The 13,552-nt window shown below is 59.4% G+C and carries 12 protein-coding genes and 1 rRNA gene; 7 read left to right on the top strand and 6 right to left on the bottom strand.

Annotated elements, in window-relative coordinates:
- From rrf to WA225_RS28245, 4 genes are all read left to right on the top strand, one after another.
- A 5S ribosomal RNA gene (gene rrf, locus WA225_RS28260) occupies positions 1-80 on the top strand; the annotation flags it as partial.
- Positions 81-228: 148 nt separating this feature from the next.
- On the top strand, positions 229-888 hold the full coding sequence (locus WA225_RS28255; RefSeq protein WP_422610484.1) for a paraquat-inducible protein A: 660 nt from the start codon (positions 229-231) through the stop codon (positions 886-888).
- Positions 875-1,498 (top strand): paraquat-inducible protein A, encoded by a 624-nt coding sequence (locus WA225_RS28250; protein WP_422610483.1) that lies wholly within the window; start codon positions 875-877, stop codon positions 1,496-1,498. Before WA225_RS28255 ends, WA225_RS28250 begins: the two co-directional genes overlap by 14 nt.
- Positions 1,491-3,794: an intermembrane transport protein PqiB gene (locus tag WA225_RS28245; protein ID WP_422610482.1), complete on the top strand. Its 2,304-nt coding sequence runs from the start codon at positions 1,491-1,493 to the stop codon at positions 3,792-3,794. The genes WA225_RS28250 and WA225_RS28245 overlap by 8 nt, the downstream gene beginning before the upstream one ends.
- A gap of 189 nt (positions 3,795-3,983) precedes the next feature.
- Here WA225_RS28245 and mksF read toward each other — a convergent pair whose 3' ends face one another.
- From mksF to mksB, 3 genes are read right to left on the bottom strand one after another with little or no spacing between them, the layout of a single operon-like run.
- Positions 3,984-6,824, bottom strand: coding sequence for an Mks condensin complex protein MksF (gene mksF / locus WA225_RS28240; protein WP_422610481.1), 2,841 nt, complete (start codon positions 6,822-6,824; stop codon positions 3,984-3,986).
- Positions 6,821-7,522, bottom strand: coding sequence for an Mks condensin complex protein MksE (mksE, locus tag WA225_RS28235; RefSeq protein WP_166221109.1), 702 nt, complete (start codon positions 7,520-7,522; stop codon positions 6,821-6,823). Before mksE ends, mksF begins: the two co-directional genes overlap by 4 nt.
- The gene (gene mksB / locus WA225_RS28230; protein ID WP_422610480.1) at positions 7,512-8,804 is read right to left on the bottom strand and encodes an Mks condensin complex protein MksB; all 1,293 of its coding nucleotides are present in this window, start codon (positions 8,802-8,804) and stop codon (positions 7,512-7,514) included. Before mksB ends, mksE begins: the two co-directional genes overlap by 11 nt.
- 233 nt (positions 8,805-9,037) lie before the next feature.
- Between mksB and WA225_RS28225 the strand changes: the two genes are divergently transcribed.
- Both WA225_RS28225 and rimI read left to right on the top strand, forming a co-directional pair.
- Positions 9,038-9,784 (top strand): energy transducer TonB, encoded by a 747-nt coding sequence (locus WA225_RS28225; protein WP_422610486.1) that lies wholly within the window; start codon positions 9,038-9,040, stop codon positions 9,782-9,784.
- On the top strand, positions 9,777-10,229 hold the full coding sequence (gene rimI, locus WA225_RS28220; protein ID WP_007912963.1) for a ribosomal protein S18-alanine N-acetyltransferase: 453 nt from the start codon (positions 9,777-9,779) through the stop codon (positions 10,227-10,229). Before WA225_RS28225 ends, rimI begins: the two co-directional genes overlap by 8 nt.
- 143 nt (positions 10,230-10,372) lie before the next feature.
- On the opposite strand, the gene WA225_RS28215 is transcribed toward rimI, so the two are convergent.
- Positions 10,373-10,777 carry a serine kinase/phosphatase gene (locus WA225_RS28215; protein WP_322844810.1) on the bottom strand — a complete coding sequence of 135 codons (405 nt, stop codon included), beginning with the start codon at positions 10,775-10,777 and terminating at the stop codon, positions 10,373-10,375.
- A gap of 141 nt (positions 10,778-10,918) precedes the next feature.
- Between WA225_RS28215 and can the strand changes: the two genes are divergently transcribed.
- Complete coding sequence (gene can / locus WA225_RS28210; protein WP_007912954.1) at positions 10,919-11,563, top strand: carbonate dehydratase; 645 nt, start codon at positions 10,919-10,921, stop codon at positions 11,561-11,563.
- Positions 11,564-11,572: 9 nt separating this feature from the next.
- Here can and WA225_RS28205 read toward each other — a convergent pair whose 3' ends face one another.
- Together WA225_RS28205 and WA225_RS28200 are read right to left on the bottom strand one after the other, a co-directional pair.
- On the bottom strand, positions 11,573-12,097 hold the full coding sequence (locus WA225_RS28205) for an SET domain-containing protein-lysine N-methyltransferase (RefSeq protein ID WP_422610479.1): 525 nt from the start codon (positions 12,095-12,097) through the stop codon (positions 11,573-11,575).
- Between the two features lie 179 nt (positions 12,098-12,276).
- Positions 12,277-13,449 (bottom strand): hypothetical protein, encoded by a 1,173-nt coding sequence (locus WA225_RS28200; RefSeq protein WP_422610478.1) that lies wholly within the window; start codon positions 13,447-13,449, stop codon positions 12,277-12,279.
- Positions 13,450-13,552: the final 103 nt, after the last annotated feature.

The raw sequence follows: 13,552 nt of genomic DNA, 5'->3' as shown, positions 1-13,552 counted from the left end.
ATCCCGAACTCAGCAGTGAAACGATGCATCGCCGATGGTAGTGTGGGGTTTCCCCATGTGAGAGTAGGTCATCGTCAAGATTAAATTCCGAAACCCCAATTGCGAAAGCAGTTGGGGTTTTGTTTTGCCCGCGGAAAAGTTTTTACTCGCGACAGCGAACAAATTTGCACAGTTATTTTCGAATCAGAACACTAGAATAGCCCCACCTTATTCGGAGCCAGAGCCTTTATGTCAGAGTCGGTTGACGCCCCCGGGCTGTCAGATTTACCGCTGGAAGACTTGGTGGCCTGTCACGAGTGCGACCTGCTGATGCGCAAGCCAACGCTTGCCGACGGCGAGAAGGCGCTCTGTCCTCGCTGCGGTTACGAGTTATATGCCCACCGCCATAACGTGGTGCAGCGCAGCCTTGCCTTGGTGATCGCAGCGTTATTGCTGTACATCCCGGCAAACTTTTTACCCATCATGCAACTCAATATCCTCGGACAATCTTCGCAGGATACGGTCTGGAGCGGTGTACTTGGCCTGTTCAATACGAACATGCAGGGCGTTTCGATCGTCGTCTTCCTGTGCAGCATGGCCATCCCGCTGTTGAAATTGCTGTGCCAGTTATTCGTTCTACTGACGATTCGTTTCGATATCGGTCGCAGCTACGGCTTGTTGCTTTATCGCATTTACCACCACCTCAAAGACTGGGGAATGCTTGAGGTCTACCTCATGGGCGTATTGGTGGCGATCGTTAAACTGGCGGACATGGCGGCTATCACCGTGGGTCTCGGCCTGGCATGTTTCATTGGTTTGTTGTTGGTGCAGGTCTGGCTGGAAGTGGTGATGTCACCGCATCAGATCTGGCAGGCGTTATCAGGAGAGGACGCTCATGCGGGCGATTGATGCGGGCATTCTGGTGTGTACCGAATGCCACGAATTGAATAAACAGCAAGCGGACACCGACGAGCAAACCTGCACCCGTTGCGGTGCACTAATTCATGCCCGGCGTCCGAACAGTCTCGTACGCACCTGGGCGCTGCTGATCACCGCCGCGATTATCTATATTCCGGCCAATGTCTTGCCGATCATGACTGTCAGTTCTTTGGGGCAAGGTGATCCAAGCACCATCATGTCCGGCGTGATCCAGCTTGTGCAGCACGGCATGATTCCGATCGCCGCCGTGGTGTTCATCGCCAGTATTCTGGTACCGACCTTCAAACTGGTCGGCATCGCGCTGCTGCTGTTTTCGGTGCAACGACGTCAGCCATTGTCGGCTCGCCAGCGCATCTGGATGTACCGCTTCATTGAGTTCATTGGCCGCTGGTCGATGCTCGATATTTTTGTGATCGCCATTCTGGTGGCGGTCGTCAATTTCGGCCGCTTAGCCAGTGTCGAAGCCAATCTTGGCGCCATCGCCTTCGCCAGTGTGGTGATTCTGACGATGCTCGCCGCAGTAACTTTTGATCCCCGACTGATTTGGGATAACACGGAGTCGGACGACGACCATGACTGATTTGCCCGTAGCGAAAACCCGACCGGCCTCGAACTGGTCTGCCATCTGGGTACTGCCTCTGATTGCGCTGATCATCGGCGGCTGGCTCGGCTGGCGTGCCTATTCCGAAACCGGTATCGAAATTCAGATCCGCTTCGAGAGTGGTGAAGGCATCCAGGCCAACAAGACCGAAGTCATGTACAAAGGCATGTCGGTCGGCAAGGTCAAGGCGCTCAAACTCGACGATGAAGGCAACTCCAAAGGCGTGATCGCCACCGTCGAGATGAACAAGGACGTCGAGCAATACCTCAAGACCAGCACGCGCTTCTGGCTGGTCAAACCGAGCGTGACCCTGGCCGGTATCACCGGTTTGGAAACCCTGGTTTCGGGTAACTACGTGGCCATCAGTCCCGGCGAAGGCGAGCCGGTGCGCAAGTTCAAGGCGCTCTCCGAGGAACCGCCGCTGTCCGACGCCAAGCCCGGTCTGCACCTGACCATCAAGGCTGATCGTCTCGGTTCGCTGAGCCGAGGCAGCCCGGTGTTCTACAAGCAGATCAAGGTAGGCCAGATCAAAAGCTACGTGCTTTCGGAAGATCAGAGCACCGTTGAACTTAAAGTCTTCATCGAGCCGACCTACGCCAAACTGGTGCGCAAACACACGCGATTCTGGAACGCCAGCGGCATCAGCATCGACGCCAACCTGTCCGGCGTGAAAGTGCGCAGCGAATCGCTGGCCAGTATTGTCGCCGGCGGTATCGCCTTCGCTACGCCGGAGAATCGCAAGGACAGTCCGCCGACCGATCCAAGCCTGCCGTTCCGTCTCTACGAGGACTTTGACGCGGCGGCTGCCGGCATTCGGGTGAAGGTCAAACTCAGCGATTTCGAAGGCCTGCAAGCTGGCCGCACACCGGTGATGTACAAAGGCATTCAAGTCGGCAACATGAAGGCACTGAAGGTTGATCCTGACCTGAACAGCGCCACAGCCGAGCTCACCCTTGATCCATTGGCTGAGGACTATCTGGTCGATGGCACGCAGTTCTGGGTAGTTAAACCGTCGATTTCTCTGGCTGGGATCACCGGTCTGGAAGCCTTGGTGAAAGGTAACTACATCGCCGTACGCCCGGGCGATAAAGGTGCGGCACCTAAACGCGAATTCGAGGCCCGGCCAAAGGCGCCGCCGCTGGATCTGCGCTCACCGGGCTTGCACCTGGTGCTGTTCACCGATGTCCTCGGCTCGATCGATGTCGGCAGTCCAATTCTGTACAAACAGGTCAAGGTCGGTTCGGTGCAGAGCTATCAGTTCTCCAAGACCAAGAAGCAATTGGTCATTGGCGTGCACATCGATAAGGAATACGAAAACCTGGTCAACGCCTCGACGCGCTTCTGGAATGTCAGTGGCATCACGTTGACCGGCGGACTGACCGGTGGCATTCAAGTCAAGAGTGAGTCGCTGCAGACCCTGATGGCCGGTGGTATCGCCTTCGAGACACCGCAAGCCAAGGCCCCGTTGCAGAAACGCATTCCGCGCTTCCGCCTGTTCGCCAACCACGATGACGCCAATCAGAAGGGCACCGTGGTGACGATCAAAGTCGATCGCGCGGACGGCCTGCGCAGCGGCACCCCGGTGCGCTTCAAGGGACTGGATGTCGGCAAGATTGAAAGTGTCGATCTGACTGATGACTTGCAATCGGTGATCCTCACAGCACGCATCACCGAAGTGCCGGAGAAGATCGCCCGGGTCGGCAGTCAGTTCTGGGTGGTCAAACCGGAACTCGGCCTGATCAAGACAGCCAATCTGGAAACCCTGGTGACCGGGCAGTACATCGAAGTGCAACCGGCGGCGAAGAACCTCGGCCCACAGAAGAACTTCGTGGCCCTGGCCAATGCACCGGAAGTGACCAAGCAAGAGGCGGGGCTGAGTCTGGTATTGAGCGCTGCCCGTCGTGGTTCGCTGAAGCCGGGAGTGCCAGTCACCTACCGCGAAATTACTGTGGGCAAAGTCACCGGTTATGAACTGGGCCAGACTGCCGATCGTGTGTTGGTGCACATTCTGATCGAGCCGAAATATGCGCCACTGGTGCGCAGCGGTAGCCGGTTCTGGAACACCAGTGGCGTGGGGTTTGATATTGGATTGTTCAACGGGCTGACGGTGCGCACGGAGTCGCTGGAGACGGCGATTCAGGGCGGCATCGCCTTCGCCACGCCGGATGGTGAGCGCATGGGCAACCCGGCGCGTGCGGAGCAGACATTCCCGTTGTTCGACAAGTTCGAGGATGAATGGCTGACGTGGGCGCCGAAGATTTCGCTCGGTAAGTAATCTGAAGTTGATGTGGCGTCTACAAAGACGCCTTCGCGAGCAAGCTCGCCCCCACATTTGAAATACGTTCCAATGTGGGAGCGAGCTTGCTCGCGAAGAGACCCTTCAAATCAGCACAAAACCCAAGCCATGAAAAAGGGCCGCGATCCAAACAGATCGCGGCCCTTTTTTGTCTTCAGTTAACGCCGATCAAACCGCATCCAGCTCCGGCTCATCCGCTTCAACATTGACCGTCGCCTTCACCACATCATGGCGACGGATGTACTTCCAGTCCGCCTCATCAATGTAGATACCGGCCGGGCCGCTACCACCTTCCAGATCGATCGCAACACTGGCGCAGACCTGCGGCTTCACACTCGCCAGAATCGGCACGAAGCCCAGTTGCAGGCTGGTTTCCAGCAGCGCAGCCTGGTTCTTCTCATCGATGTCCGCCGCCTCGTCGAGGTAGTACGGCAGACGCACGCGACCGGCCAGATCGCGATCCATCAAGTGCAGCAACAAGTACATGTTGGTCAGCGCCTTGATGGTCATGGTCGTACCGTTGGACGCCGCGCCGTCGATGTCGGTGTGGATCACCGGTTGACCGTTGACCTTGGTGATCTCGAACGCCAGCTCAAACAAGTCCTTGAGACCGAGCTGGTTGTGGTTCGCTGCCACCAGCCGCGCCAGGTATTCCTTGGCCTCTTCGTTCTTGTTGTCCTGCTCGGCGCTTTGGCTGAGGTCGAACACCGACAGAGTTTCGCCTTCTTCGTACTGACCGGCGCTGTGGATGATCTGGTCGATGTGCTTGAGCGCTTCTTTGTTCGGCGCAAGGACGATACGGAAGCTCTGCAGGTTGGAGACCTGACGCTTGTTGATCTCGCGGTTGAATAGCGCCAGTTGATGCTCGAGGCTGTCGTAGTCGCTGCGAATGTTGCGCAGGGTGCGAGCGATATCGGTGACCGCCGCACGACGCGCCTTGCCCAGCGTCAGGGCTTCATCGGTACGGTGCGCGTAAGCGTTGATCAGCAGCGACAGACGGCGCTCCATGTCGTCTTCGCTGTCGAACTTGGCCACGCCTTTCAGACGTACTTGCGCATACAGCGCTTCGATCTGGCCATCGGCGCGCAGCAAGCCTTGCCAGCTGTCCTGATAGTCGTTGAGCAGTGGCAGCAGGTTGTCCATCGAATCGTCGACCGGATCCATGAACGGCGTACCGAACGGCAGATCCGCCGGCAGCAACTGACGACGGCGCAGCGCATCGTCGAGGGTGCGTTGCTTGGCTTCCATGTCAGCGATCTGGCGGCCGACCAGTTGCAGCTTGGCCGACAGTTGCTGGACGCGCTCGGTGAAGGCATCGCTGGAACGCTTGAGTTCGTCCTGCGCGCCTTCCATCTGCGCCAGTTGCTCGAGCTTGTCGCTTTCTTCGGCGCTCAGGGTCTGCGTGCGGCGGAAATCTTCCAGGGCTTTCTGCGCGTCCAGTACTTGCTGATACAGCGCTTCAGTCTGGGTCTTGCTCGCGGCGCGGTCAGCAGCGACGGCCTGTTGGGTCTTGAGCTGTTTCAGCTCTTTTTCCAGACGTTCTTTCTGGTCGCGCAACGCGGCACGGTCAGCCAGGGCTTGCAGCGCCGGCGGCTCGATGTGCGAGATGTCGATCGACAGGCCCGGCACTTCGAAGCGTTCGCCTTTGAAGCCATCAAGGATCAGCTCAACCGATTTCACCCACTCGCCATCGTCGTCGAGGGTAATGCCGTGTTCGCCCAGCGGCAGGCTGAACAGTGCGCTGTTGAACAGGCGCATCAAGCGCTCGACGTCCTGTTGCGAGAATTCTTCACGCAGGCGGGCGTAGCTGTTGTTGTCGGCGTGATCGAGTTGCAGTTTCACCGACTTCAGGCGTTTTTCCAGATCGCGCAGGCGCTCTTCCAGATCTTCGGCACTGAACTGACGCGATTGCGCCAGAGCACCGGCCAGTTCGTCATGCGCGTCTTTGGCCGCAAGCAGTTGTTGCTCCAGCACTTTGACGTCATCGACCAGAGCGAAGCGGTTTTTCAGTACTGACAATTCGCCGAGCCAGCGCTGGATGCCGGAAATTTCCCGCTCCAGACGCATCAGTTCCTGGGTGCCGCCGCGCTGATCGTTTTGCAGACTATCTTGCTCGCCACGGTAGTGGTCGGCTTGAATGGTCAGCTCTTCCTTGCGCGCACTGGCGTAGTCCGACCAGGTGCCGAGCAGCGAATCGAGCAGCGGCGACAGGCGATGCAGTTTGCCGCGCAGCACATCGCGCTGTTTCACGCCGTTGGCCAAGGCTTCCACCAACGGGCCGGCCGCGACCAGCGAGTTGTAGTCCTGTTCCATCCGGCGCACATCGCGGAAGGCTTCTTCGCACGCGGCGATGTAATCGACACTGCCCGAACGCAGGCTGTGTTCGAAGGCATCGAGGAACAACTGCTTCAACTTGGCCGCAGTGATTTCGCGCATGTGCAGCAGGTTGATGAACAGTGCGCGGAAGGTCTTCAGACTCTGCTCGCTGGTGGAGCGCAGCGGGATCAGGGTCAGATCCAAAGGAATCGACGTGTGACCACCGACCAGCAAACGGCGCAGCTCATCGGGCTTGAGTTCGTAGGCTTTCAGGCCTTCTTTCTCAAGGTTGCTGAACAGCTCTTTCTGGCGCAGGCAGGTGTCGTTCTTCTGGTAATGCGCCAGATCGAGCTTGCCGGCGTAGGCAAAGAACTGGTGACCGAAACCACCGCCCGGGCCACGACCGACCACACCAATGACGTGCGGGCCGTGCGGCAGGTTTACTTCGACGAGGATGTAGCTGGTGTCGGAAGCAAAATAGAAACGCCGCGATTGTTCGAGGCTGTACTTGCCGAAACTCATGTCCGACATGCGCGCCAGAATCGGGAATTGCAGGGCGTTGATCGACGCCGATTTACCGAGGTTGTTCGCGCCATAGACCGACAACGGTTCTTCCAGCGGGAACAGGCCGAGGCTGTAACCGGCGGTGTTCAAAAGGGCGAAGCGGCGAATGCCGTAGCGTTCCTGGCTCATGCGTCGGACTCCTGTTCTTCGGCAATGGCGCGGGCCAGTGCGTCTTCTTCGCTTTCCTCTTCAAACTCTGAGAGATCGAGCGGATCGTCGGTTTCGAGGAATTTGGCTTCGGCCGCTTCGTCGATCAGCACCGGCGCCGGCAACGGCAGAACGCTGTGCACGCTGGCCGCCAGATCGCGATCCTGCTGCACCGACAGGCACACGTCGAGGAAACGGTGCATCGGCGGCAGGAAGCGGTACACGCCGTTTTCTTCGCCGGCGAAACCCAGTTGAGTCATGCGGCGCATGATCTTTTCTTCGAGTTCTTCAACGGTCTGCACTTCGGCCTGAATGAACAGGTCGCGGTATTTCTCCAGCAGCGACGGCAACTCTTCGCGGCCAAGGCTGCCGCCATCGAGCACGGCGATCGGGTCGCGGCCCTGATCGGCCAGATGCTCGACGAGGATGAAGGTGAACAACGCCAGACGCTGGGCGGTCTTGTTCACCGCTGCGGCGGCCATGTCCGGCACAAAGTAGTAGAAACCACGGGTGTCGCAGACCAGTTCAAAACCGAGCGCCTTGAACAGCGTGCGGTACTGATCCTGGAAGTTCGACAGTTGCGCGTACAGCTCCGGATCGCGGCGGCTGACGTGGTAACCCTTGAACAGCTCGCGGAAAATCGGTGCGAGCTGCGACAGTTCGGAAAGATCAAGATGCATTTGAAGTACCTGCAGAGAGGGCGCTCGCAGAATTCTCGGCGGCGCTGTCGCTGGCCGAGAGCAGGGCGAAGGAGCGCAGGCTGACCTGGTGCTCGTGAGTGTGGTATTCGCGGCGTTCCAGACGCTCGCGCTTGAAGCGTTTTTCCCGCGACAGGCGCGAGAACCAGTAGAGCAATTCGTCAGTGGCGCCGTCCGGTTCCTGCTCCAGCAGCCAGGTCATCAGATCCGGCATCGGCAGGGCTTCTTCGCAACGGTCGACCATCTCGCGCACGGTGCGTGGCGCGCGCGGGGCTTCGCCTTTCTGGGTCTTGTGCGCTTTCGGGAAGCGTGCCGGTTTCGGCTCGAAACGCGCCAAGGCATAAACGTAGGCTTCAACCTGACTGGCGCTGCCGAGGAAGGTGCTTTGCGGGCGGGTGAACAGCGGCATTGCCGCTTGCGGCACGGCGTCGATGCCTTTACGGCGAATAGCGGCCAAGGCCAACGCGGCGCCACGGGTCACGGCGTTGTGCCGGCGCGCTTCTTCACGCAATGGCAGCAGCAGTTCGCGGGCATGACGTAAGGTCAACTGGGCGCTGGTCTGCATTTCGAGGATGCGCGCGTGGGTGCGCAGCAGCATGTCGTCGTCAACCAGATGGCCGAGACGTTGCTGCTCGCTGAGCATCTTCAGCAATACGGTTTCGACCTTGCGCACGCCTTGCTCGAAGGCGCCGTCGGCGTTGACCAGATCGATCATCGGCTCGACGTATTCGTCCCACGTCGCCAAGACTTCGGCGTAACGCTGACGCAGCGGAATCTGCCGGTCGCTGGTCTTCGCCCGTTCAGCGACGGCCACCAGCGCCTGTTCATCGTTGTCGAGTTTCTTCAGCACGTCACGCACGCGCATGTCGAGCAGGCGCAACTGGCGAGCGAGGTCATGGCCGTCGCGGATGTCGAACGCGTCCTGAATGTAACCGGCCAGACGTTCGAGGTGGCGCAGGTAGGCTTCGATTTCCAGGCACAGGCCCAAGCGGTGTTCACGCCGCAGGTAAGCGAGGAAGTCGTGGATCTGCGCGTTCAGCTCGAAACGGTTCGGGCTTTTCGCCACCGGAATCAGGATATCGAGGCGAATCCACACGTCGAGCAGGCTGGTGATGTCCTGCGGCGTGCTGTCCAGTTGTTGGGCGGCCAGTTGCGTGCGCAGTTCGTTGAGGCTCAGTGTGCCTTGGTCGAAGTGCTCGCACAGTGGCTCCAGAAGTGCCCAGTGTTCAGCGAGGGCGCGCAAGACGCGCTTGGGTTCGATCATCGGAATGGCCGGCTGGTTGGCGATTAAAAGCCGCGATTGTACTGCATCACGAAGGATGCGATTCACTCTCGGGACGGGCTGTCGCATTTTCCAAGGGAAGGCGCTTAGGTCAAGGCTATCGATCAACAGCAAGCGATCTTGAGCGAAGGACGGTAGAATCAGTGCACTTTCAGTTATCCACAAGTGGCCGACCCTTGCTTATCGAGTCCCGCCGCCGCGCCTATTTGAACGCCATGCAGGTGGTCAACTGGCTGCCGCGCACCGAATTGCCCTTCGCCGCCCCGTCGCGGCCCGAGCTGCTGGACATGCCCGAGCCCGAGGTAGAAGCGCCGGTGGTGCTTGCGCCGCAGGCCGAAACACCTGCGCAGCCTGTCGCGCGGCCGAGCGAGCGAGCGAAGATCGAGGTGCCGCGGCCCTCGCTGGCCAGCACGCGCACCAACGCCAAACCGGTGGAAGAGGCCGACGACACGCCAGTCGTCGCCAAACCCGCGCCAGTGCCGCCACCGCGCTTCGCTTTGCAGTTGCTGCGTGCCGGGCGTTGCTTGCTGCTGGTCGAGTTACCCACAGGCGAACCGTTCCAGAGCCGCGATCCGGCTTATCTGTTGCTCAAAGACATGCTGCGCGCTGCCGGTCTGCCGGACGCGCCGCAAATCGTCGGCGAGCCAGTGCGCTGGCCGTGGCTCAATCGCGGCACCATGGATCAGGGCCCGGAAGCGGCGCGCGACTTTGTGCAGGGTTTCCTTTCCGTGCAAATGGAAGCCGCACCGTGCGCCTGCCTGTGGCTGATCGGCCTGCCGGCAGTGCGCTTTGCCGGTGAAGCGGATGCCGAAGCGTTCAATCGTGAATTGCAGATCGAAGGTCTGGGCTCGGCCTGGGCCATTCCCGGTCTGGAATTGTTAATGGAAGAGCCACAGCGCAAGGCCGCTGTGTGGCAAGCCATGCGTCGGCTGATGGCGCGCTGGAAAGAATCGAATGAGTGACGCTGTATCGTTCCGCCCGATGACCGAGGCGGATCTGGAAACCGTGCTGAAAATCGAGTACGCCGCTTACAGCCATCCATGGACTCGCGGGATCTTTCTCGACGGGCTGGGCAAGTACCAGATCTGGCTGATGTTTGAAGGTGAGCAACAGGTCGGGCATGGCGTGGTGCAGATCATTCTCGATGAGGCGCATCTGCTCAATATCACCGTCAAACCGGAGAATCAGGGGCGCGGGCTGGGGCTGACGTTGCTTGAGCATCTGATGTCGCGGGCGTATGCGGCTTCGGCGCGGGAATGTTTTCTGGAAGTGCGTGACAGCAATACGGGCGCGTTCAAGTTGTATGAACGTTATGGCTTCAACGAGATTGGCCGGCGTCGGGATTATTATCCGGCGGTGGGCGGGCGTGAAGACGCGGTGGTCATGGCCTGCACCTTGGTTGACTGATCCTGCTTAAAAGCTTCGTCGCAACGCCGCCCGGAGCAAGCTCGCTCCCACAGTGAATTTGATTCGCACACAAATTTTGTGATCAAACCAAAAACCTGTGGGAGCGAGCTTGCTCGCGAAGGCGTCCTCTCAGGCGCTGATGATCAGCGGTTGCCATCCAGCGGATCGCGCCGCGCCAGCTCTGCCTCATCCAGGCCATTGCCACCGCCAATGTCATCCTCATCGACAATGCTCAAATCCCAATCCGCCTGATTGCCTTGACCCGCTTCTTCGGCATCCCGCGCGCCATCCTCATGAATCAGCGTCTCCGGGCTCAGGTCATCGTCCGTCGGCTCATGGTCGCTGACCGAAGCCCCGGTCATACCCGCCTCACGCACCCGTTCACGCGGCATCAACTGCTCGCGTTCACGCTGCGGAATCTCATCACCAATCTTCGCGCTGGGCTCGTCTTCATCGAAGTCCAGCTCATGCACCGAACCCATGCGGTCTTCGTTATCATCGATGGGTTCCGGTTGTACCGCGTCGTAAGGGCGTCGTGAATCAGTCATGGCAATTCCTCATACTGTGGGCCTTACTTAGGTGGACTCACCGGGCACACGAGAATTCCAATGAAATCACTTGCGCTGGCGGCGTGACCCCGACGGGCGGTCGTCTGTCATACCAGCGCATCTTTCTTGAGGCCTTACAGCATGCACGACTTACAAGACCTGATTGATAACAACGAGCGTTGGGCTGACGCGATCACCAAGGAAGACCCGGATTTCTTCGCCAAGCTGGCCCGCCAGCAAACGCCGGAATATCTGTGGATCGGCTGTTCCGACGCACGCGTGCCGGCCAACGAAATCGTCGGCATGCTGCCGGGCGATCTGTTCGTGCACCGCAACGTCGCCAACGTGGTGCTGCACACCGACCTCAACTGCCTGTCAGTGATCCAGTACGCGGTCGACGTGCTCAAGGTCAAACACATTCTTGTCACCGGGCACTACGGCTGCGGCGGTGTACGCGCGTCGATGCAGGACCGTCAGTTCGGTCTGATCGACGGCTGGCTGCGTTCGATCCGCGATCTGTATTACGAAAAACGCGAAGAACTCGCCAAGTTGCCGACCGAAGAGGAGCAGGTTGATCGCATGTGCGAACTCAACGTGATCCAGCAAGTGGCCAACGTCGCCCACACCAGCATCATCCAGAACGCCTGGCATCGCGGGCAGAGCCTGTCGATCCACGGTTGCATCTACGGCATCAAGGATGGCCGCTGGAAAAGTCTGAACACCACCATCAGTGGTTTCGAGCAATTGCCGCCGCAGTATCGCCTGCGTCCGGTCGGCGCCTTGTAACACGCGCTTTCAGCGCGAGCTGGAATGCCGCCAGCGCTGCAGGAAGTGATGGCCTTCCAGACTGGGTGGTTCGTTGTAACCGGTGATCCACCCACGGCAACGCGGCGAACCGCAACCGCAGGCGAACTGATGCAGCAGTTTGTCTTCGGTGGCGGCGTAATCCATGGTCAGGCGTTCGCCGCTGTGGATATCTTTTAATGCCCACAGCCACAACTCGCTCATGTCGAGAAACACGTTGGGGTCGCAGGCGTGTTCGATCAATCCGCAAAAGCGTGGGTCGTAGAGGTGAATGCCCGTCAGCAGTTGGCGGGTCTGGCGGCAGCGATAGGGCAACAACTGGCCTGAAAACCTGCAGATCCGCCGGTTTTGCAGAAATTCACGGCGCACCCCGACCCCCAGTGGGGAGCCATAGGCGTCCTGAATGATTTCGAAGTCGCTGCTGGATGGGAACCCGAGGCGTACGGGCAGGCCGGCGAACGGGTAAATGCCTTCGCTGTCGCGTGGTGCAGGTTGCGCCATGACGTGGGTATTCATTGCGATCCTTGCCGCCCGGAGGCGACTTTCCATGGAGTGACGTCCTGTCAGTACTGCAATGTTGTTACTTGGATCCAATCCTCTGCTATTAGGTATAGCTGGTCTACTGTCAGATCTGACAGGCGAAATAGACGCTTTCCCGCGTCAGCATTGGCTGACACGGGAACCGCGTTCAAAGATTACAGGTGTGGGGCGGGGATTGCGGCGGCTGGCAAGGGCGCCTGCAGTTGCTTCAGTTGCGCTTTGATGGGCGTGGTCGCGCACTTGGCGCTGGCTTGCTCCGGGGTCAGATTGCGGATCGATGTGTAGAACAGTTCGCAGGTTTTGACTTTCTGCGTGACCTGCCAGGTCAGCGTGCAGCTGTTGAGGGTAGTTTGTGGATCGCTGCCCGGTTTGCTGCCCATTCCGGCTTGCCAGCAGGCGGCGCTCAAATCCTGCCCCATGACTTTCAGACCCGCCGCATCGGCCTTGGCTTGCGCATCGTCGCCGGTGTAGCTCTTCGGGTCGGCGGCGTACCAGATGTAACTCGGGTGGTTGGAGCCCAGCACCGGTACTTTCACGCCTTCGCTCGGGCTGATGGTCGCCAGGCCCAGGACATTCACGGTTGGCCCGTATTGCTGCTTGATCCAGTTACGCACCGGCGCGCCGAACGCGACCATCGGCAACGTGGTGCCGCTGGCGGTCTGGCTGAACTGCTTGACCAGCGTGGTCTGGTAATCCTTGAAGTAGTCATAGACGCCTTCCAGATCGCTGCCGGCGTTGGACGGCGCAGCGATCGGGGCGATATCGATGATGGTCTGATACCCCGGCGTCTGCGCGGCTGGAATGCCGTTGTCGGTCAGCAACGTGGCCCAGCGGTCGGTGGTGTTCGAACGCAGATAATCCTGCGCCTGGGTCAGCGAGTAATCCGGCGGAAAGTGCAGCAATTCGACACTTTTACGGTTTTCCAGGGCCATGCCCAGCGGCAGGAACAGGTACCAGCTGTAGGCCCATTTGCCATCGGCGTTGAGTTTGCTGGCGCCGGTGTAGGCCAGATCTCCGGCATCCAGTAGCGCCGACAACGGTTTGTCGTAACCCTTCGGCACGCCAGTGATTTCGGCGTAGAGCTGGTCATTATCGGTTTTCACCAGAACCTTGGCGTCGGCGTAACCATCGCGCTGCACGCTCTGCGACAGGTAATGGGCGACGGTCTGTTCCAGCGTCCAGTTGCGGAAGCAGATCACGTTGCAGTTATTGGGGTAAGCAAAGAGGCGGGTGACGCGTTCGGTGCTGCCCAGTTTCAGATCGACATCGGCGTGGGCGGCGGCGCTCAATGTAAGCGCGGCGAGGGTAAGTCCTGCGAGTTTGAACATGCTCAGATCCTTTTCAGCGTGGGTTCCCCGCGTATCGGGGGCGCCTCATAGTGGATCAGCCGCGTTTGCCAGAGAAGCTGTCATCGGCAGATTTTTGCGCAAA

This window comes from Pseudomonas sp. (assembly GCF_049300855.1).
GTDB lineage: Bacteria > Pseudomonadota > Gammaproteobacteria > Pseudomonadales > Pseudomonadaceae > Aquipseudomonas.
Note: the sequence above shows the minus strand (reverse complement) of the source record. Positions and strands in the feature narration are given on the sequence as shown.